This window comes from Mesorhizobium sp. B2-3-14 (assembly GCF_006442175.1).
Taxonomy (GTDB): Bacteria; Pseudomonadota; Alphaproteobacteria; order Rhizobiales; family Rhizobiaceae; genus Mesorhizobium; species Mesorhizobium australicum.
Genome location: NZ_VFVP01000016.1, coordinates 24,412 through 46,116, shown reverse-complemented (window position 1 = coordinate 46,116; position 21,705 = coordinate 24,412). Strand labels below are relative to the sequence as shown.

Genomic DNA, 21,705 nt, shown 5'->3' with positions numbered 1-21,705 from the left:
GGCAAGATCGCATTTTTTCGGGTGAACCCCATGGGACAGGCGGTCACCAAAGTATAGAGTAAAAGAAGTTAGCGTTTTGGGGCGTTAAAGATCCAGAAAGTGGAAAAATAGAAATATTTTAGAGGAGCGGGGAGGCTCAATTGGTCGCTAACTTACAGGCGTTGCGAGGCATCGCCGCGATAACGATTTTACTTTATCATCTTGGACCCATGTTAAACCGCCGTTTTGGCACCGATTTCCACAGCGATATAGGTGCGGAGGGCGTCGACATATTCTTCGTCATTTCCGGCTTCGTGATGGTTTTTGCGTACGCGCAAAAAGAACGTTCCGCCTGGGCGTTCTACGGTGAACGGGTGATCAGAATTGCCCCTCTCTACTGGATGGCAACCCTGGCGCTCATTGTCCTGTTCGGGCTCGGATTCCGGCCGAACGGGCTGCAGGACTATAGCCTGGCCGACATAGTCACGTCGTTTGCGTTTTACCCTAAAGTGCGGCTGGACGGGGAGAAGGCGCCCATTCTGTCGCTCGGGTGGACCTTGATCTACGAAATGTTCTTTTACCTGGTATTTGGCGCGTTCCTCTGGGTTCGCAGCACACGCGACAGAGTGGCGGTTGTTTCGGCGGTCCTCCTCGTTGTCGTGGCGGCTGGGTCGCTGTTCGGACCGGATAGCCCTTTCGCGCTGCGTGTCTATACCAATTCCATTGTGCTGGAGTTCGTCGCCGGATGCTGGCTCGGCTACTGGTATTTGTCCCAGCGAAGGAAGCTCGGGCTGCCCGTCGGCGTTGCGTTCGTTGCAGCAGGCCTGGCCGTGCTTTCCATCGAGTATTACTTACAGGTCTCTTCAAGCGAGTACAGAATCGTAACTTACGGGTTTCCGGCTGTCCTGGTGGTAACGGGCGCCCTGGTGGCTGAGCGCAGTGGGGCGACGACGTGCAACTCGATCGTGCTGCTGGTTGGCGCCGCGAGCTATTCGATGTATCTGTTTCACCCCATGTTGTTGCAGCCGTTCGTAAACTTGGCGGCCAAGATTATGGCCCCAGAGCCAACAATGGCCATTGTGGTAATGCCACTCGCGGCAGTCACTGCCGTCGTCGTCACAGTAGGAATTCATTTGGGATTGGAGGTCCCTCTGACGCGCTGGCTACGCAACCTCTGGGATCGGGACCGAACGGCCCAGGATCCCGGAAGGTTCCGTGATCAGTTGAATATGCGGATTGCAAATGAAATCTTCCTTTGCAATCCCTTCATCGATCCTAATCTAAGGGAATTCCAGAAAGACTGGTTTCTGTCCCGCACTGAAGAAAATAGTCATAACAATTCTACGAATGTGAACTGCTCAAAAAGCCGAGGCGGCCTACGCTTGGGTCCGTTTCCTATGCACGGAAATCGACAGGCCGACGATGTAGGCGCAAGCCATTGCGAACGCCAGGATGAGGAACCTGGTGATCGTCACGTAGCCCGGCAAGCCAAGGCCATTCCAGACAAGGCTGCCGATCAAGAGCACGGCTGTCCCGGCGATCAGGGCGGGAGCCTTGAACCGCAGTCCCATCAGAACGCCTGCCGCCGATACAGCGACTACACTCATGAGCACCGACATCTCCAGCTGCGACATCACGGGACCGATCGGCTCGCTGCGGCATGGAAAGACCCGCTAGTCGCGTTGGCCACTCCTGTGCAGTTGGTGCGGAAGCCGGTCGAATGATCACTGATATGCGGCCTCAAAAAGCATAGCAAGGGCCAGGATCACTGCATGCACAGTTCACTCAGGCATGACGCGGATCGGCCTGTGCCCCGAGCCCTTCATGGCAGCATCCCTCCTGGCAGAGATAAGCGGCGGCTCGCCGTCCCGAGTGGCCAACAACCGCTTGCGATCCGGCGAGTACGTATCCTCTGACGCATGTCGCGCAACACTGTGCGGCGGTTCTGCGTCTCCATGAAACAGCGAGAGCTGCTCGCAGGCAATCGATCGACGCTCGGGCGGCAGGCTGCCGCCCGAGCCCAAGCTGTGCGGGCTTGATCAGTTGGTGTTCTGGATCGGAAGCGCCTGTCCCTGAATCTCGCCATCCGCGGGGAGGGCGGACAAGGCGGATGTCGGCGCGGGTATCTCGATCTTCACGGTATCGCCCGGCTCGATCGATGTCGTTTCCTCGGCCGCCAGTTCTTGCGGACCATTGGCCGTCATCCTGACGATCTTGAAGATCGGCTTGGCCCTTTCGGCGTGTTCCCTGAGCGCAAGCAGGGCAGGAGCCGTGACCGCGGTTTCGTGCAGCAACTGCGATGCGGTCTCGGCTTTGCTGACAACTTCATTGAGCTGCGACTGCGTCTCCCGCAAGGCCGCGGCGATCTCGTTGGCGTGTTGGTTGTTGAGATTGAGAATCTCGATGTCGGTCTTGCTTATCTCCTGCCTGACCCGCAAGAGCGAGGTTTCGGCGGCCAATCTGTCGCCCTGCATCTGGGCAACCGTCCCTTCCAGATTGAGCTCCCGCGGTGCAACCGCAAGCCCCTTCTGGACAAGGCTCGAAACGCCTGCCAATTCCTTCTGGATAAGCTCGATCTGCTTGTCGCGGAAAGTCAGCTGCTGCTGGAGCGAGTCCAGTTCCTTCTCCAGGAAATCCTTGAGTTCGCTAAGCGAACGCAGTTGCGTTGTCATCGCTTCCTTGCGGACGGCGAAGATCCTGCGTTCCTGCTCCATCGCCACCGCGACCGTTGCGTTCGAAGCCCTGTCCTTCAGCTCCGCAGGAAACGCGATGTCGTCGCTGCCGGCCTGCTCGGCTTCCAGCCGCGCTTTGCGCGCGAGCAGGGTGACGCTGCTCAGCGCCAACAGGCCCACGTCGCCCTGGCCGGCGATGACCTCACGCTCGAGCCTCGGGATGTCATCCTCGCGCGTCCGCAGGCCGCCGGCGATTCCCAGCGCCTGCAGCACCGTCAGTCCGGGTCTGTAGGGGAATTCGCCGGGCTGCGTGACGTAGCCGACGATGTAGAACGGTCTGTACTGGGCGATCTCGACGGCGACATCCGGATGGCGGCCGAGGCCCATCTGCTGCATCAGGCGGTCGCCGATTGCGCGGGCGAGGTCGCCCGGCGAGGTGCCCTGCGCGCGTATCTGGCCGACAAATGGCAGGAAGAGCGTGCCGTCGGCGCCGACAACGAAATCGTCGTTGAGAGCGGTCCATTCAAAGATCACATCGCGCGACGCACGCCACTCGTAGACCTTGAGCCTGACCTTGTCCTGAGGTCCGAGCAGATACTCGGCAGCCATCGCCGGCAAGGCGAAGGCGGTCGCCGCCGCCAAGGAAGCCGACGCCGTTACAAGCCATTTCCGCATTGTCTTTTCCGCCTCAGATTTTCAGGATGTATTCGGGTTCGATTCGCCCCATGGCGACATGCAGGATCGCAAGCATGTTGCCCTTGAGCCTGCCCCTCCGGTCGACATACGGCTCCGGCCGCAGGCTCCTCGCCAGGTTGGCCGCGATGTTCCTGAACATCAGGGGCAGCGCGAAAGAGGCCGGAACGGAGCCTTTCCTGACCAGGTAGATCGCGTTCGCGACCTGGGAGTAGCCGAACCGCTCTCCGCTCACCCGCCCCGTCTTGATGCCGAGATGGACGCCCGAGATCGAGGTCACGCAGACCACGCGCCCCTTGGATCTCATCTGGCTGGTGAAGTCGATGTCTTCCTGCCAGCCGTAGAGGACTAGGCGCTCGTCGAAACGCAGATCTCCCACAAGCGAGGAGCGGAGCGACATGTTGCATCCGTATGCGCCGACATGGTCGACCACCAGCGGTCCCTCATGTTTCTTGCCCTCGGCTTCCCGCAAGGCGGCTTCGGCGGCTTCCCAGGTGAGGCCGGCATTGGTGGCTCCGTCCCTGACCACCATGCCCATCACCACCGCCCATCCGTCATTTTCCGCGAAAGCTTTCTCGATCTGCTCCAGATATTCGGCGGATGGAACGAAATCGTCGTCGAAGAATGTGATGATGTCGGAGCGCCCCAGGGCAGGTACGAGAGCCGTGTTGCGCTGGGCGGCCAGCCCATTCGGCCCGAAAACGAGTGACACGGGGAAGGGACAGCTTTCCGGCAATTCGACATGCGTGGCGTCGGGCGCCGACAACACGACCTCGTCGGGAAGTCTCGTCTGGCCGCTCAGATAGCTGAGCAGGCGCGCGACCTGTTCGTTGCGGCCGAGGGTCGGGATGATCACGATGAGTTTCATGGCCGGTCCATATTCGGTTCCAGCTGACCCTAGACCGGTGACGGGGTCGAAACAGCCTGCATAAAAGGAGACGGAGGGAGCCTGGCTTACCCCCTGGCTCCGGCTTTCGGAGTATCCCCGGCGAACGGCCGCAGCCATAAGTATTAGCCGAACATGCGCCCGGAGCAGCCTGTAGCCGATCGGAGAACTTGCCGGGGTCGTTGCGAGGAATGGAGACTGCTGGCCTGCCGAGGCAAGGGGGAACCATGCTCCACGAACGCGCTTCCGATCTGGCCCTTGCGGCCAGGGTCGATATGCCCATCGAGGAGGTGCCGGCTGCGCCGAGGCTCGACGTCGACAGATATGCGAGGATAGCCGTCGTTCATGACTGGTGCCCGAATTTCCGGGGTGGTGAACGGGTGCTGGCGCAGATCTGCAAGCAGCTCCCCAATGCCGAAGTCTTCACGCTTTTCGATTTCCTGCCGGCCGACGTGAAGGAGCAATATTTCCACGACGTGGAATTCCATACGTCCGCGGCCAACCGGATCCCGATGGTGCAGAAATTCTATCGGTCGCTTTTCTTCTTTTGTCCCTTCCTGATCGAACAGTTCGACGTGACGGGCTACGACGCGGTGATCTCGTCTTCGGCGGCATTTTCGCGCGGCGTGATCACCAGGCCGGACCAGCCGCATCTTTGTTATGTGCACAGCCCGGTCCGTTACGCCTGGGACGAGCAGTTTTCCTATCTTCAGCAGGGTCGGCTTGGCTTCGGCCCCAAGGGAATGCTCTATCGCTACATGCTCCATCGCCTGAGGACGTGGGATACCAGAACCGCGCATGGCCCGGACCTCATGCTGGCCAACTCCAACTATGTCCGCTCGCGGATCCAGCACATCTACGGACGCGAGGCGCGCGTCGTTTTCCCTCCGGTCTCGCTGAAGGAACTGCCCTGCGTGGAGGACAAGGACGACTACTATGTCTCGGCGTCCTTCCTCGCCCCCTACAAGCGCACCGACCTCGTCATCCGGGCCTTCAACGAGATGCCGTCGCGGCGCCTGGTCATCGTCGGCGAAGGCCAGCAATCGGCCAGCCTGCGGGCACTTGCCGGCCCGAACGTCACTTTTTCCGGATACCTGCCCCGGCAGGATTATGTGGACACCCTGGCGCGGGCAAAGGCGATGGTCTTCGCCGGCTGCGAGGACTTCGGCATAGCCCTGGCCGAGGCACAGGCCTGCGGAACGCCGCTGATCGCTTTCGGCCGCGGCGGAGCGGTCGACATCGTGCAGCGCCTTGGGTCGTCTCCCGAGCCCACCGGCGTGCTGTTCAAGGCCCAGACGGTGGATCACCTCAAGGAGGCGGTCGAACGGTTCGAAGAGAACAGCCACGCCATGACGCCCCGCGCCTGCGCCAGGAATGCGGGACGCTTTTCCGAAGAGAACTTCGATCGCGCCATCCTGGAATCGCTCGGGGCCGTCCAGGCGCTTCACGCGATCATGTGAGTTCGCGTATTCGGACGACCTTCGTTTGCGTGTCGACGCCGTCGGCTGCAGCCATCGCCTCGAGATAGCGCAAGGCCGTCGCTTGCCAACCAAATGCTGAGGCTCTCGCTCGTCCCCGGCGTATCATCTGGGTCCGCTTGTCCTCGCAATCGCGCAGCTGCATAAAACGGTCGAACCATGCTTCCGGGTCGTCGGGCGGCGCAAAAAGCGCCGCGTCTGCGCAGACCTCGGGCAGGCTGGCGCGGTCCGACACCACCACGGGGCAGCCGACCGCCATCGCCTCGAGGGCGGGAAGGCCGAAGCCCTCGGTGAGCGAGGGGAAAGCCAGGCAGAGCGAATCCCCAAGGAGAGCCGCCAGCTCCCCGTCGGAAATACGGCCGAGCCAGTGGATGTTTTGCGCTTTGGCCTTGGCGGATCCCGACCTGAAGACGCGCGCGTCCGACATGCCGAGGATTGCGATGCTGAGGCCGGCCGCGGCAAGGCGCTCGGCCATGTTCAGGATGAGTTCCACATTCTTGTGGGGGGCGGCGCTGCCGATCATGACAATGGTTTCCGGCGAGGCCGCCAGCCGGGTTGCCGGGGAATGTTCAGGCATCCATCGCAGGACATGCTCATGGCCGTTCGGGGCTACGAAGGCCCGGTGGGCGAGGACGACGCCGCGGCGGACCAACTCGCCCAGCGAATAGTCGGAAACGGTCGAAATGCCCCACGCGGTTCTGCCGAGACTGGGCAGCAAGGTTCGGTACAAGCTCCTGAAGGCAAGGGAATAGCTCTGCGGAGCATTCCAGACGTTCGCGTCATGGATGCAGACGATATGCTTGCGGGAAAGCAGCGGTCCCGTGTTGCAGAGGCTGAGCAGTCCGCCGCCGCCGAGGGATGAGGGGAGTTGCGTCTGCTCCCAGACGTGGCCGCTCGTGCGGCCGATTTCGACGCGTTCGATGAAAGCGAGCGGGATCTCCTGCGACCCGGGCGGGCAGTGCAGGCGAACGTCGAGACCGCGGGCGAGGGGCCCATGTTCTGCGAGCAAAGCGTCGAGCGAACGGACGACCTCGCGCGCATAACGCTGGACGCCTGTTGTCGGCTGTGAAAGAAAACGCCCATTGATTGTCCAACGCCGCGCCATGCCGTCCCCCTTTGAACTTCCAGTGTGGGGCCTCCAAGGCGGCGGGTCACCATGGCCATCGGGTCATCCGGGTAACCCGGAAATCATCCGGATAGGCGAGGTTTGGCAGTCTGCCTACCTCAAACGTTCGAGGACCTTCGTGCCTCGCGCGATGCTAGTCTGGTCCAGGGCGCCGAGACGGCCCGGGGAGGCGGAGATGGGTAAAATCGAGTTCGACACGACAGAATCGCCACCGGCACGATCGGCCAGCCGCTTGAATGGACACCGCTCCAGGACACCGCTGGCGACCTCGCTTGCCGGGGACGCCGGATCGCTGATCGGGCATTCGGCATGGACGTGGTCGGACCGGGAAGCGCCGAGGCGGCGCTGGACGATAAACGGGGACTTCACGACACTTCGGCCGACCGGAGTGGCCCGCTACGCCAGCGAAGTGACCATGGCCCTCGACGCTCTCATTTCGGAAGGGCATCCGCTTGGCCGCGACCTGGAGATCGATCTCGTGGTGCCGCGTCCGCTTCCCGAAACCTTCCGCCTCGACGCCATCCCTGTCCGGGTCGTGCCTGAATTCAGCAAGCCGCGTCTCCCCCAATTCTGGGTGCAGGCCCAGTTGCCCTGGCATGTACCGGGAGGATTGCTGAGCTTCTGCAACCTCGCTCCCGTCGCATTGAGGCGCCAGATCGCGTGTATCCACGATATGCATACCAGGCTCATGCCGTCGAGCTACGGGCGGGGTTTCCGATTGGCGCACCGCCTTATCCTGCCGGCGCTCGGCAGGCGGGCCGCCCGCATCACCACCGTCTCGCAGCTCTCGCGCAGCCACCTGTTGGCGTTCGGCATCGCGCCGGACGAAAACATCGTGGTCACCTACAATGGCAGCGACCATGCGAAGAGATGGGATGCGGCGAGATCGTCCCTGACCGTCGACCGCGGCAGACCCTATGTTCTCTGTCTCGGAAGGCGGGACCAGGAGTACAAGAACATGGCGCTTCTCGCCAGGCTTGCCCCGCTCCTCGACGCCATGGGTCTCGATCTCTGGATGCCAGGCGATGTCGACGAGGAAACGATCCTGCGATACCTCCCGGAAATGCCCGGGAACATAGTCTTCCTCGGGCGGATAGGGGACGACGACTTCAAGAAGGCGCTCGAAGGCGCCCTGTGCTTTCTGTTCCCGTCGCGCATCGAGGGGTTTGGGCTGCCCGCCGTCGAGGCGATGGCCTCGGGCTGCCCGGTCGTGGCCTCGACCTCGCCCTGTCTGCCCGAAATCTGTGGGGATTCGGCTCTCTATGCCGATCCCGACGACATCCAATCCTGGGCCGAAACCGTCCGCCTGCTGATGCTCACCCCGGATTTGCGGGAGCGGCTGGTCGCCAAGGGATACGCCAGGGCAAGCAGTTACTCCTGGCGATGGATCGCATGGAAATACCTCGAGCTCATGGTTCAAGTCGACGCCGACTTCGGGGAGTTCAGCGGGTAACCGGCCCGGCAGGGACCGACCTTGCCGGGATAGTCGAAGCGGCGAGAGCGGACGGTTGGTTATGCATGCGCGGGAGCGGAACTATAGCTGGAGCGGCATAGCTCCCTGTCAGATCGCAGTGTGAAGAGGGGCACGATGAACAAACGGATCGATCCGCGCGGATTACGCGCCCCAGGCGGACTGGCGTCCGCCGGCACGCTTCTCTTCGACAACTCGCTGTCGATCCTGAACAGGACCGGGGCCTATCACATCGCCAAGGACCTGACCCGGGAATTCGTCCCCGGCAGGGCAGGGATCCGGCACTGGCGGCTGGGTTCCTTCGCTCCCGAGGGCCTGGTCCGCAAGATTGTCGCCCGGCTGATGATGCTGGAGATCAACTGGCTCCAGGACAGCGAAATCTTCCTGATCCGTGACAAGGTCGACGAACGCGGCACCCGGCTGTTCCTGGACCCGCTCTACGTCCTGAGGTCACGCCTGAGCGAGAACGACATTGTCCTTTGCCACGATGTTGGCCCGCTGACGCATCGCGAACTCTACGACGAACGGACCTGCGCCAATTATCGTCTTGCCTACGAGAAGATCCGGCGCGTTGGGCCAGGCGTCGTTTTCGTCAGCAATTTCTCGGCGCACCACTTCGAGATCCTTTTCGGGTCCGGCTTCCGGTTCCTGAAGACAATCCCGCTTTATCTGCGCACCGAACTGTTCGATGGTCCGGCGGAGGCGGTCCCCGGTTTAAACGGTCCGTTCTTTCTCACCGTCGGCGCGTTCGAAACCCGCAAGAACCAGGTCGCCGCCCTGAAGGCGTATCGAGACGGCGGCTTCCATCGCCAGGGGGTCGGATACGTCTTGTGCGGAACGCGCGGCGACGGCTATGCGGAGATAGCGGAACTCGCGGGCGCCGTCCCGGGTGTGAGGCTCATGGGATATGTTCCCGACGCGCAGTTGCGCTGGCTCTACGCAAATGCCGAGGCATTCGTGCTGCCAAGCCTTCTCGAAGGTTTCGGCATGCCGGCGCTGGAGGCCGCCTATATGGGACTGCTGCCGATCGTGTCCGCTGGCAGTGCCCTCGTGGAGGCCGTCGGGGGCGTTTGCTCGCAGGTGCAGCCGGATAATCCCGCCGCGATCGCGGAGGTGATGGGGAGAGCGCTTTCGCGAAGCGCCGCGGAGAAAACACAAACAAGCCGCGCGCTGCGCGACACCGCGTCAGCTGCAACCAAGGATCGGTTCCTGCAGCAATGGAGGGACGTGCTGGCTGCGGGGGCAATTCCAGGAAAGGCGTGAAACGGCCTTCCGCTGCAATGGCGCCGACAATTATGTCGGAGCAACTGCATTGCGGAAAATTCGACCGGCATTGACTATTTCGTCGAACAAGGGGTGGCCGGTCACGAACACTCCGACCAGCCAGCCGGCCGCGGCAAGACACCCGGCGAATATCGCCTGTCCCAACGACAGGTCGAAGCTGAAGCCGCCGGCAACGACCATGGCCAGCGGGCCGAGTGTGGTCAACGCGGCGACGACGCCGCTCTTTCGGACGGCGACAGCTATCTCGTCCCACCGCAGCGAAAGCCTGCGACGCACGAAACTCAAGGACACAAAGGCCTGGAACGGCACAATGAACATCAGGCTCAGCGCCGCGCCCATAAGTCCGGCAAGCAGGACCGCGGTCGTCATGACGACCGCCGAGACGGGGATGACGATCAGCGACCTTACGAACATGTCCCTGATCGAGCCCATCGCCATCATCACGGGATGGTTCAGCTCGAAGCTGAAGGTGAAAAGAGACGCCAGCGCGATGACTTGCACCAGCGGTGCAACCGCCTGCCATTGGTGGCCGAGCGCGATGTCCACGACGGGATAGGACAGCGCGGCGACGGCCAGCAATGCCGGCCAGTGAAGCCCGGTGATGATTTCAATGGCATGTAGGTAGGTTCGTTTAAGGTCCCCGCCCTGCCTGGCCGAGGCGGAAAAAGCCGGAAGCACGACCGCCATGGCTCCGCCAAGGATCAGTTTGTCGGGTATCTGGCACACCGTCAGCCCGCGGCTGAAGAGCGCCGCCGCATGTGGCGACAGGACACGGCCGAGCAACAGGAGGGGCAAGGCCTCATAGGCCCTGTATAGGAACACGATGGCGCCATTGTACCCGCCGAACGCGGCTATCCTGCGCCATTGCTTGAACGTCGGCTTGAACATCCAGAAATCCGGGCGCAGCGCTAGGGCCAACACGCCGGTGACCGTGCTGCTCGCCAGCCAGGCCCAGGCAAAGCTCATATAGCTGAACCCGGTCAGCGCCAGCGCGACGGTAGCAGCTCCGCCTGTCGCCGCCCCGGCAACGTTGATCATGGCGACCTTTCCGAAAGCCATTTCACGGCGCATCAGCGTGACGACCTGGATGGGCACCAATTCGACGAACAGGCACACCGACACCAGCCGAAGATAAGGCACCAGTTTTTCTTCGTGGAAGGAGGACGCGAGCGCCGGAGCGGCCACAACCAGAAAGGCTGCGATTGCCGCCGTGAGGGCGAGCATCAGGCTGAAGGTCCCGCGGATGTCCTCCCTGCTCAGGACCGGACGCTGGATCATGAAACTCGAGCTGGCGAATTCCCGCGCCGACAGCGCGATGCCGAGGATTGCCAGGCTGATCACCGAGATGCCGATCTCCTCGGGGGTCAGGACGCGGGAAACGGCGGCGACGGTGACAAAGTTCAAGCCGATCACGATGTAACGATCGCCCGTGCTCAGCAGAAGTGCGCGTTTGACGCTCATGAGGATCCTGGATGCCGGCTGCGAGTGAACAAGCGCCGGACGATGACGTCTGGTCTGCCCGCCTCCCAAGGCAGGAGAACATAGGCCGGCGGTCCGAAGTAGAAGCCAAAAGGAAGTAGGTCCGTCCCACATTCGGTTGAGATCGAAGGGCGCGCGCCTGAGGCCGCTTCTGCGGCAGCAAGGCCCTGCATCGCGAGAAGGTCCCGAAGCGGTCGCCCGTACTGGGGTGCCGCCGTCGCCCATAGCGGCCGAAAGGCTATGAGCCGCATTCTAAAGACGTAAGGCGGATGAAGCCGGTCTCCCAATAGTCAGATTGTTGCGACCCGCGACGAGGATAGTGTTGCAGCCTCGTGAGAACCGGGCCACTGAAAATGTTGAAATGTGCGTTGATCGGGGCGGCTTGCCTGCTCGCCATGGCCTCGTCGGCCTCCGGCGACATTCTCTGGGGGGCTAACGGCCACCCGATTACGGCCTATCCAGGCATCTCGGTCGAGCGTCAGTTCGACTACCTCGAAGACCTGGGGATGAAGTCCTACCGCGTGAACATTTCCGACCTTTCCTCGGCGGACAGGCTGGCGGAAATCGTGGCGGAGGGCAAGCAGCACGGCATCGAGGTGCTGCCCGTCATCACCCCCGGCAATGTCGACCTTGATAAAGACAACACCGACGAGCTCTACGCCAAGACGCGCGCTCTGGCGGTCGCATTGGGATCCCGGTTTAAGGATGACATCCGCGCCTGGGAACTGGGCAACGAGACGGAGAACTACGCCATCATCCAAGCTTGCGAGAAGCGCGATGACGGCACCACATATCCCTGCGAATGGGGTCCGGCCGGCGGCACCGGAGTGCTGGACTATTTCGGCCCGCGCTGGGCCAAGGTCAGCGCCGTCCTGAAGGGATTGTCCGACGGCATGAGCGAAGTCGACCCGGGCATTCGCAAGGCGATGGGCACTGCGGGGTGGGGCCACACCGGGGCATTCGAACGAATGAAGCAGGACGGCATCAAATGGGACATCTCGGTCTGGCATATGTATGGCCAGGATCCCGAGCCCGCCTTCAAGGTGCTCGCCAGCTACGGGAAGCCGATCTGGGTCACCGAATTCAACAATCCTTACGGAAGCCGGCAAAGCGAAAGACAGCAGGCCGAAGGACTGATGCAGTCCATGCTGCGGCTGCGCCAGCTGCAGGCCAAGTACAACGTGGAAGCCGCTCACATCTATGAGCTTCTGGATGAAACCTATTGGGCGCCCGACTTCGAAGCATCGATGGGGTTGGTCAGGCTTGTCGGCTCGGCGGAGCGCGGCTGGAGCCCGGCAGGGCCTAAGGCCGCATACATTGCGGTGAGGGACTTGATACTCGGCCCGCGGCCGCTGCCGAGGCCGGAGCGCGGCTGCGATTTCGCGGACAGCGGCAAGATCGTGACCGCCACCATGCGCCAGGCGAGTTTTAGTCATTGCCTGATACTGGGGCGCAAGGCCAGCGATGAAGATATCGAACGGTGGTCCGCTGCCCTGGACGACGGCTCGGCCGATGTCCCCAAAATGATGATCGACCTGATGCATTCGCGGGAATTCTTGAGGAAGTATTGCATCATCGGCCTGAGCGACCGTGCCTATGTCGGCTTCCTCTACCGGCTGCTCATGGACAGGGACGGCGACGGGTACGGGCTGGACGTCTATTCCAAACAGCTGCGGGACGGCTCGATGTCGAGGGATTCCATAGCCCGCGGCATGATCACCTCCAGCGAATTCACCGACAAGTATGCCGTCCACCTCGCCGCGACCGCGAAAACGGCCCCCGCCGCCGAAATGGCAAACTAGCCTGCGGCTGAAGAGGTCTGGACCGTCATGGATCTGCGCTTCTGTGGTCTCGCATTTTGCATGCTGGCTGCGACGACCCTGGTCGGCCATGCCTGCGAAGCGCCCATGGCGGCCCAGCAGCCGTTCCCTCTGCGCGTGGAACCCGGCAAGCGATATCTGGAAGACGCTGCCGGCTGTGCCTTTCTGATCAATGGCGACGCCGCGTGGTCGCTGATCGCCGATTTGACCCGCGAGGATGCGGATGTCTACCTTCGTGACCGGCGGGCACGCGGGTTCAACACCGTGCTGATCAACCTCATCGAGCATCGCTTTGCCCGCAACGCTCCCGCCAATGCCTATGGCGACCGCCCTTTCCTTCGCGATGGCGACTTCAGCGCCCCCAACGAAGCCTATTTCAGGCATGCCGACTGGGTCTTGCGCAGGGCGCGCGATCTCGGTTTCGTGGTGCTGCTCGTTCCTTCCTATCTCGGCTATGGCGGAGGGGACCAGGGCTGGTACCAGGAGATGGCCGCCGGCGGCGAGAAAAGCCTGCGAGCCTACGGCCGATTCGTCGGACAGCGCTATGGCGGCCTCGGAAACATCATCTGGGTGGAGGGCGGCGACTACAATCCGCCGGACAAGAGCCTGGTCAGGGCGGTCGCGGAAGGGATCCGGGAAATCGACCCGAATGCCTTGCAAACCGTGCACAACGCGCCCGAAACGGCGGCTCTGGATTACTGGCGGGGCGAACCGTGGCTTTCCGTGGACAATGTCTACACCTACGAGCCCGTCCACGCGGCGGCGCTTGTCCAGCACGCCTCGGGCGAGATGCCGTATTTCCTGATGGAGAGCGCCTACGAAAACGAGTTCGGCGCGGACGCGCACCGCGTGCGGGTGCAGGCCTACCAGGCGGTTCTTTCCGGCGCTTCGGGGCAAATATTCGGCAACAACCCGATCTGGCACTTCGGCGGTCCGGGCCTCTGGCCGGCGGACACGACCTGGCAGCAGGCGCTCGACAGTCCGGGGGCCAGGAGCATGCAGGTTCTCCATCAATATTTTTCGTCGATCAGATGGTGGGAACTCGAACCTGATACGGGAAACGACTTCCTCATCGCGGGACAGGGCAGCTACCACGCCCGGACGATGTCGGCGCGGAGCAAGGATGGGTCGTTCGCACTCGTCTACCTTCCCAACGGGAGGGGCATTACCCTCGACCTTGAAAAGCTCGCCGGGCCGCAAGTCTCGGCTCGCTGGATCGATCCTTCCACGGGAGGGAGCGAGGCGGCTCCCGGGTCACCGTTTTCCATGAATGTCCGGTATTTCGTGCCGCCAAAAGGCGATCACACCGATTGGATGCTGGAACTCCGTACGCAACCGGTACAAAGCCAATGACCGCCAGGAACGACGCCGCAGACAGCTTTGACAGCCTGGCGAGCACCGGTGCGATCGGAGCGGCGTCCCGTCAGCCAAGCGGCCACCGCACGGAGGTGCTCCGGGCGCCGCGAAGAATAACATTGTTCGGGCTCTTCGGCTCCGGCAATTTCGGCAATGAAGGTTCGCTCGAAGCAATGGTCGGGTTTCTGAGGAGAGAGAGGCCCGAGGCGGACCTTTCATGCGTCTGCGGCGAACCCGAGGTGGTCAAACGGACTTTTGGGATCGAGACCTCGCCGATCCGGCGGAACGGGCCTGCGGCGGGCCTGTCCGGACGCATCAACCGGCTGCTCCTGAAAATCCCCGGAAAACTTGCCGATTTCGCGCAGACGGTTAGCCGCATCCGCAAGTCCGACGTGATGATCTTCCCAGGCACCGGAATCCTGGACGATTTCGGGGAGAGGCCGGCGGGCATGCCTTACGACATCCTCAAATGGTGTCTCGCCGCTCGCCTCGTCGGCACGCGCATCGCCTTTGTCAGCATCGGGGCCGGCCCGATCAGGAACCGGCTGAGCCGCTTGCTGATGACGTCGGCGGCCCGCCTGGCTCATTACCGGTCCTACCGCGACCTGCAATCCAGGGAATTCATGGAAAGCGTCGGCTTCGACACCCGTGGAGACGCGATCTATCCAGACCTCGCCTTCGGCCTGCCCGCGCCAATTCGATCTCCTCGGACTCGGCCGGAGGCGCTGAAGGTGGGCGTCGGCATCATGGCCTATCGCGGCTGGTACGGCTTTGCCGAAGGCGGTCAGTCGATCCTTACCGGCTATATCGGCAAACTGGCGCGTTTCGTCGTCCACCTCCTCGACAGCGGCCACGATGTCCGGCTTCTCATAGGCGACGAAGAAGACAGCATCGCCGTCGACGCGCTCCGGGCGGCCGTGGGTGACCTGCGGCCCGGCTCGAGGCTGGCGCACGAACAGGTCCATTCGCTGGGCGACGTCATGGGGCAGATGGCGCTGACCGACATCGTCGTCGCCACGCGGTTCCACAACATCGTCTGCGCATTGATGATGCGCAGGCCGACCATCTCGCTGAGCTACGCGAGGAAGAACGATGTGCTGATGGAAGAAATGGGCCTGGGCGAGTACTGCCAGCATGTCGAGACCTTCAATGTCGAAACGTTGATCGCGCAGTTTTCGCAGCTGGCGGCTGCCAGGGAAAAGCACGAACAGGCAATTGGCGAGCGTCTCGTCGAGTTCAGGGAGCAGGTCGACAGGCAGGACGCCTGCCTCCTCTCCGGCGTGATCGGTTGAAGCGCATGGTGTTGATCGCCCGCATTGCGCCTCCAGGCAATGCGCAACGGCGTTCATCCGAAAGTTGCGGACCAGGAGTAGGGGCTACATCCATCGTCTGAAGGTCAACAATGACGTCGAAATGCTAGTCTGTTGCGGTCTCACTCGTGCGAGCAACATCATCGATGGAAACAATGCTGAAGAAGCCTATAAGGACGCCAGCGAGCCTGGCAATCCTCATCCTCATCGGAGGTTCTGATTGATGGCCAGCGTCGACATTGTCATCCCTTGCTACAATTATGCGCACTTCCTGCCGCAATGCGTTCAAAGCGTTCTTGTCCAGGGAGTCGAGGATGTCAGGATCGTCATCATCGACAACGCCTCCACCGACGACAGCGTCGAGGTGGCGCATCGGCTGGCGGCGACGGATGACAGGATCGAGGCCATCTGGCATCCGGTGAATGTCGGTTCCCATGCTTCGTTCAACGAAGGCGTGGATTTGGCCCGCGCCGAGTATTTCATGATCCTCTGCGCCGATGACTTGCTCATGCCGGGAGCCCTTCGCCTTGGGATGGCGCTCCTCGACCGCTTCAAGGAGGTATCGTTCGTGCTGGGCAAGCACATGGCGCCATGGGTCGGGAACGACCTTCCCACCCTGTCTGCGCAGGCCGACGGCTGGACCCTGACGGATGGCAACCGGCTGATCGAGACCTGCTGCCGGAAGATGAGATTCAACCTGACCGCCCATGCCATGCTCGTGCGGACATCGGTGCAGAAGGCAGCCGGCCACTATCGGCCGTCCGTCCCTCTGCTCGACGACCTGGAGATGGCTCTGCGCCTGGCCCGCTTCGGATCCGTTGCGGAGCTGTCCGTGCCGCTGGCGATAACGCGCGAACACACGACCAATATCTCTCAAGTCATGTGGCAGGACGGGCTCCGCAGACTGCAGGAGTATGAAACCGTGCTGGAGAGCTTCTTTGCTCACGAAGGCAGCACCATGCCCAACGCGCCGGCGCTTCTTCGCATGGTCCGGCGCCATCTGGCGGCGGCCGCTTACTGGTCGGCACTATCGCATCTGATAAGGGGCAAGCGCGCGGCCGGCGCCAAACTTTTCAAATTCGGCCGGAGGCTTGACCCGGCCTCCATGTTTCTGCCGCCCATCGGTCATCTGTTCACGGCGGACGGCTCCCTCAAACGTGCGAGACGGGTCATCTTGGAGGTTCTTGGAGCGACGCGCCCTTAGCCGTGTTTCTCGGAATTTTGCAAAGCGCTCAACATCGATTGGGCAATAGATGTCGGATCTGATCGTGACCTTGCCATTTGCCCAACAAAACCAACGCGAAAAAACCTCCGGCAAGGTGGCGGTGGTTCTGGTCACGGACCAGAACTACTTTCTTCCGACGTTCGCAACGGCATTGTCCGCCGATGCCCATACTGGCGGCGACATCTCCATTTATCTGTTCGTCGTCAATGCGAAACAGGCGTGGTTACAGCAATTCGGCGCGGCTGTTTCCGGGACGAAGATATCAATCAAGGCGGCGAGCTTCCCGCAGCTAGCTGAACTCTCCCGATTTCACCGTGACGTCGTTCCCCCGATAGCGCTGGCACGGTTGTGGATCGGCTCGTTGTTGGAAGAGGATATCGGGCGCCTTCTGTACATCGACGGCGACACCATGGTGGACGACGAGCTCGACAGCCTGTTGGCAATTTCGCCGCCCGAGCACGGTCTGATGGCGGTACCGGACTTCATGAGAATTTACATTGATGAATTGAGCCTGTCTAAAGGGAAAGACATAGCCCATCTGACAGATTTGGGCTGCAGTCCGACGGCATATTTCAATTCAGGCGTAATATATGCATCGAAAAATGCGTGGAATTCCATAGCATCGTCGGCCATCAAGTTTCTGCGTGAGCATCCGGACCGCTGCATCGCGTCCGATCAAAGCGCGCTCAATCACGCGGCGCAGGGAAACGTCGACTTTCTGCCTCTTCGCTACAATTATCAGAGCGAATACATGATGGCGTTGGATCCGCGCGAGCTGGGATTCAAGCCAACGATCTGGCACTTCGTCGGCGCGCCCAAGCCGTGGGACGCACCCGGCTGGCCTTGGGATGAGTATTTCAACAAATTCTATCGCCAGGCGGAGTCGGTGCTGCGAAACTGCAGCGTCACGCTTCCGGTCCCTCCAAAGGCGCAGATAGTTGCGGGTCTTTCCCATCGGGAGCGCAACAGATTTCGCATGAAGTGGGTGTATCCTTGGCGCAGATACACACGCAGGCGAAAGATACTGTCCTTGCTTTCGCAGTGACGCGGCGGCCGCGAACCCGGAGCCGGACGGCGCCATGTCGTCGAAGTAGGTCCATACGATCCGAAAGAGCCGATGGATAGGCTTATGGAGGTATGGCAATACGGCAAAAGGATAGTGCGCTCAACCTTGTCGCCGCCTCCTACTCCCATTGCCACGCTTGCCGGCCAGGCGTCGTTTCCCGAAAAGTCAGGCATCGGCGCCGCGCCCGGAACCGGGACATTATCGCGGGTCGCCAGCCCAGGAAACTATGACATGCATGCCGATGCGCGGGGAGCCAGCCATATGAAGGAAACGCAGGGCTGCGGCCGGCTCGGGCGGGCTTGACGACAGATGCAGATCTCGCCTGCCGGTCTCGTTGTCTGCGCGGCGGTGCTGCTGCTGGCCTACTACTACCGGGCGCCTCTGATCGTAGGGCTTGTCGCATCGCTGGCTTTCGGCTCAACGGCCCTGATGACGCTCAGTTCGCTGGGCGGATCGTCGCCGCTTATCTACACCTTCTTCGGCGCTCTTCTGCTGATGGGGGTCGCCGCCAGGAGGCGGATCTGGCAGGACCTCGGCGATGTGTTCGGCAAGATCCGGCCCGTATGGGTTCTCATTGGTCTTATGTTTTATGCAGCGGCCGGAGCGTGGCTTTTCCCGCGCCTGTTCGCGGGACAGACCAGCGCGTTCGTGCAATCCACCACGCGCCACGGCGTCGTAGTAGAGGCCTCGCTCGGGCCGGTCTCGTCCAACATCTCGCAAACCGGATATTTCATTCTTGGCGGCCTCACGGCCATCGCCCTTTGCGTCCTGCTCCTCAACAAGGACAGGACAGACGAGATCCGGCGCGGTTTTTTCGTCTGGTGCGTCCTCCATGTGACCATGGGACTGCTCGATTTGGCGGGCAAGTTCGCGGGAGCCGGGGACCTTCTGCTGGTGATCCGGACCGCCAGCTACGCGATGCTCACGGACCAGATCCAGTCGGGTTTCTTCCGCCTTGCCGGAGCGTATTCCGAAGCATCGGCCTTCGGCGGCGCGTCCCTGGCGTGCCTGTCGTTTTGCTACGTCTACTGGCGCAAGACAGGCTCTCGGCTGGCCAGCTGGCTGTCGGCGGCCATGCTGCTGCTGCTGCTGCTTTCCACGTCGTCGACGGCATATGTCGGCTTGGCCGCGCTGAGCCTTCCCGTTGCCTTTTCCCTCGCACGTTCGTTTCTGGCCGGTCGTGTCACTGCCGATGAAATCCTGATCGTCGCGCTCCTGACGATCGGGGTCTGCGCGGTGATGGCGATCATCGTCTACGATGAACGGATCCTCGATCCGGTCATCGACCTCATCGACTCGACCATCATCAGCAAGGGCAGCACGGACTCCGGTCACGAACGGACTTACTGGAACGTCAAGAGCCTCCAGTCCTTCGCCGACACCAGCGGCCTGGGCGTCGGGTTCGGCAGCTCGCGCGCTTCCAGCTGGCCGATTGCCGTCGTCTCGCAGCTCGGCTTCGTCGGCAGCCTGATGATGGCGACGCTCCTGGGCGTGCTGATCCGTGGACTGGGAGGACTGAGGCCTTACGTCGATCGCGAAACGGATGCGGTGGTATCCTCCGTCCGGGCATGCGCCCTGGCAGGAATCGTCGCCGCCTCTATTTCGGGCGGGAGCGCGGATCCCGGCATCGTTTTCTTCATCGCACTCGCCGTCGTCGCCTCAGCCAGGGCGCTCGCCCGCAGGAACAGGCATGCCCGCGAACGGTCGTTGCAGGGATACCAATCCCCGGAACTGATCGATGATCCGGCTGTCGCCAGACATGCGGCGATATCCGGGCAGTGGCCGCCCGCGTCCGGCTGGGAGAATCCCATTGACCGCGAATTCATCGGCCTTTCTGACATTACCGGCTTCCTGAAGCTGTACGCGCGCTCCATCACGGGTTGCCTGGCGGCAGGCCTCCTCGCGGCGGGGTTCTACGTCGTGACCACGGACCCGACCTACACGGCGAGCACCCAGATCCTCATCGAGCCGAACCTCGCCAAGCTGCTTCAGCAGCAGCCGCGCGAAGCCAACGTGTCCCTGGATACAGCGCAGATCGAAAGTCGGATCGCCCTCATGAGGTCGGAAAGGACCGCGATGATGGTCATCGACTCACTCAACCTGCGGGACGACGCGACGTTCAATCGGCCGCAAAGTCTTACCTTGGCCGAACGGTTTGACCAATTCGGGGCGCTTGTGCTGAAAACGCTGGGCTTGCGGACAAGAGCGGCTGCCGGTGGGTCTGAATCCGCCGGCGATGGACAACCGCTTTCGGGCAGCGCCGACGGCACGGCGTCCGAGATCGCGGAATTCAGGCGCACCCGCCATACGATGCAGGCCTTTCAGAACGGACTCGACATCCGTCAGCTGGGTGGCTCCTACGCGATCGAAATCTCCTTCAGTTCCCACGACCCCGAATTGTCGGCCAGGGTAGCCAACGCCATCGCGAACGCCCTCGTGCTCGAACAGCTGGGGACCAAGGGAGCGGTGGCCAATGAGGATGGCGCGTGGCTCGATAAACGTCTCGAGGAATTGCGGAGCCAAATGAACAACGCCACGCAGATCGCCCAGGAGTTCCGCGCCCGGCACGACTACAGCGTCGGCAGACCGTCGGGCGACGCGGCGGTCCAGGACAAGGCGATGGTTAATGCGGGCGGCGAGATGCATGACTCTACGCTCGAAGAACTCGATCTTACCGCGGACATCTACCGCAAGATGTACCGCGACTTCTTGCAGGCGCACACCAGTTCGCTCAACCAGGAAACATATCCGATTGCCGACCTGCGGGTAATCACGCCTGCTTCGCCATCGCCGTCAGCCAGCCATCCGCGACGTTCGCTGATGCTGGCTTTCGGCGCTCTCTTCGGCATCATGGTCGGAGTGGCCCAAGCCTTCATCCGGAACATGTTCGACAAGACCATTCGTTCGCCGCGGCAAGTCCGTGAGGGGCTTGGGCTGGAATGCATGGGCGAGTTGCCGCCGTTCGGACGGAGAGGACGTGGCGGCCGAACGGACGAGGTGACGAATTCTCCATATTCGCCCCTCAGCCACAGCCTCAGACGGGTCAAGACCGCGATCAGCCTCGCCGGCGGCGCCCGTCCCATGAAATGGCTGGGCATCACATCGACGGCGGAGGACGAGGACAAATGCTTGACGGCGATCAACCTCGCTTCGCTCTACTCGATGTCCGGCAAGCGCGTGCTGCTCCTCGATGCGAACTCCTCTCGTCCGGATCTGACCAGGATGCTGCTGACGGCTTTGCCTGCCGCTGGCGAGCGGGCGGCAGGCCCCATCACGTCGAGCATAGTGTCTGTGCCGAACCGGAAGTTCGATCTGCTTCCATGCTTGTCTTCGAGCGCCGGTGAACTGCTTGTCCCGCAGGCGATGCACGGCGCCCTCGCCGAATTGCAATCGTACGATATTGTCATCGTGGTCCTCCCCTCGTTCGCTTCGGGATCTTCCAAATTGGCGGTCAACCCGGTTCTCGATGGCATCATCCTGGTCGCCGGATGGGGCAGAACCTCCATGGACGTGCTGAAGGACCTCGTGCGGTCGATGCGTGCGGGCAGGGCACCGATAGCCGGCGTGTTGATCACCGGGGCTCCCGCAGGGTCTCGAAAGCATCTCGCCGCCTACGGATTGCCCTCGGCAAGCCGGCTTTTCCTGCGCGAACTACCACTCTTGTTGCGTGGATCGGCAATGCGGCTAGGAGCCCATTCGTAGGGCTTAGGGATTACGTCTTCGTGCGGCTACTCCTTTTGCATTTCTTGCGGGCGGGCCCCGCTTGCTGGGAAAGTCCCTTGACATGCACCATCCGTCGACCAACCGTATCGGGACGATAAGGGTGTCTGTCCTTGACTCCTGTCGGTGGCTGACAGGAA

Annotated in this window: 14 protein-coding genes; 10 read left to right on the top strand and 4 right to left on the bottom strand. The window is 62.0% G+C overall.

The features are described from left to right. Positions 1-140 precede the first annotated feature (140 nt). Positions 141-1,703: an acyltransferase gene (locus FJ950_RS27665; RefSeq protein ID WP_140620188.1), complete on the top strand. Its 1,563-nt coding sequence runs from the start codon at positions 141-143 to the stop codon at positions 1,701-1,703. 315 nt (positions 1,704-2,018) lie between these two features. Here FJ950_RS27665 and FJ950_RS27660 read toward each other — a convergent pair whose 3' ends face one another. Both FJ950_RS27660 and FJ950_RS27655 read right to left on the bottom strand, forming a co-directional pair. Next, positions 2,019-3,326 carry a polysaccharide biosynthesis/export family protein gene (locus FJ950_RS27660; protein ID WP_140620186.1) on the bottom strand — a complete coding sequence of 436 codons (1,308 nt, stop codon included), beginning with the start codon at positions 3,324-3,326 and terminating at the stop codon, positions 2,019-2,021. A 13-nt stretch (positions 3,327-3,339) separates the two neighbouring features. Then, the gene (locus FJ950_RS27655) at positions 3,340-4,212 is read right to left on the bottom strand and encodes a glycosyltransferase (protein WP_140620184.1); all 873 of its coding nucleotides are present in this window, start codon (positions 4,210-4,212) and stop codon (positions 3,340-3,342) included. A 293-nt stretch (positions 4,213-4,505) separates the two neighbouring features. On the opposite strand from FJ950_RS27655, the gene FJ950_RS27650 reads away from it, so the two are divergent. After that, positions 4,506-5,690 (top strand): glycosyltransferase, encoded by a 1,185-nt coding sequence (locus FJ950_RS27650; protein WP_051407744.1) that lies wholly within the window; start codon positions 4,506-4,508, stop codon positions 5,688-5,690. Here the strand turns inward: FJ950_RS27650 and FJ950_RS27645 are convergent. Further along, positions 5,683-6,813: a glycosyltransferase family 1 protein gene (locus FJ950_RS27645; protein ID WP_140620182.1), complete on the bottom strand. Its 1,131-nt coding sequence runs from the start codon at positions 6,811-6,813 to the stop codon at positions 5,683-5,685. The two genes, FJ950_RS27650 and FJ950_RS27645, sit on opposite strands and share 8 nt — an antisense overlap. 196 nt (positions 6,814-7,009) lie before the next feature. Between FJ950_RS27645 and FJ950_RS27640 the strand changes: the two genes are divergently transcribed. Together FJ950_RS27640 and FJ950_RS27635 are read left to right on the top strand one after the other, a co-directional pair. Then, positions 7,010-8,287: a glycosyltransferase family 1 protein gene (locus tag FJ950_RS27640; protein WP_140620180.1), complete on the top strand. Its 1,278-nt coding sequence runs from the start codon at positions 7,010-7,012 to the stop codon at positions 8,285-8,287. A gap of 135 nt (positions 8,288-8,422) precedes the next feature. Continuing rightward, entirely contained in the window at positions 8,423-9,568 is a 1,146-nt protein-coding gene (locus FJ950_RS27635; protein WP_140620178.1) for a glycosyltransferase, read from the top strand. Positions 9,569-9,598: 30 nt separating this feature from the next. Here the strand turns inward: FJ950_RS27635 and FJ950_RS27630 are convergent, their stop codons facing one another. Further along, positions 9,599-11,050, bottom strand: coding sequence for an oligosaccharide flippase family protein (locus FJ950_RS27630; protein WP_140620318.1), 1,452 nt, complete (start codon positions 11,048-11,050; stop codon positions 9,599-9,601). Positions 11,051-11,421: 371 nt separating this feature from the next. On the opposite strand from FJ950_RS27630, the gene FJ950_RS27625 reads away from it, so the two are divergent. The 6 genes from FJ950_RS27625 to FJ950_RS27600 all read left to right on the top strand — a co-directional run bounded on the left by FJ950_RS27625 (position 11,422) and on the right by FJ950_RS27600 (position 21,547). After that, positions 11,422-12,870: a DUF4214 domain-containing protein gene (locus tag FJ950_RS27625; RefSeq protein ID WP_140620176.1), complete on the top strand. Its 1,449-nt coding sequence runs from the start codon at positions 11,422-11,424 to the stop codon at positions 12,868-12,870. A gap of 60 nt (positions 12,871-12,930) precedes the next feature. Further along, the gene (locus FJ950_RS27620; RefSeq protein WP_246677791.1) at positions 12,931-14,241 is read left to right on the top strand and encodes a DUF4038 domain-containing protein; all 1,311 of its coding nucleotides are present in this window, start codon (positions 12,931-12,933) and stop codon (positions 14,239-14,241) included. 122 nt (positions 14,242-14,363) lie between these two features. Then, entirely contained in the window at positions 14,364-15,536 is a 1,173-nt protein-coding gene (locus tag FJ950_RS27615) for a polysaccharide pyruvyl transferase family protein (RefSeq protein WP_246681392.1), read from the top strand. A gap of 241 nt (positions 15,537-15,777) precedes the next feature. Continuing rightward, positions 15,778-16,758, top strand: a complete 981-nt coding sequence (locus tag FJ950_RS27610) for a glycosyltransferase family A protein (protein WP_140620171.1) — start codon at positions 15,778-15,780, stop codon at positions 16,756-16,758. A 49-nt stretch (positions 16,759-16,807) separates the two neighbouring features. Beyond that, positions 16,808-17,824: a glycosyltransferase gene (locus tag FJ950_RS27605; RefSeq protein WP_140620169.1), complete on the top strand. Its 1,017-nt coding sequence runs from the start codon at positions 16,808-16,810 to the stop codon at positions 17,822-17,824. A gap of 330 nt (positions 17,825-18,154) precedes the next feature. Continuing rightward, a complete protein-coding gene (locus FJ950_RS27600; RefSeq protein ID WP_140620167.1) occupies positions 18,155-21,547 on the top strand; it encodes a Wzz/FepE/Etk N-terminal domain-containing protein in 3,393 nt (1,130 codons plus the stop codon). The last annotated feature ends 158 nt before the right edge of the window (positions 21,548-21,705 follow it).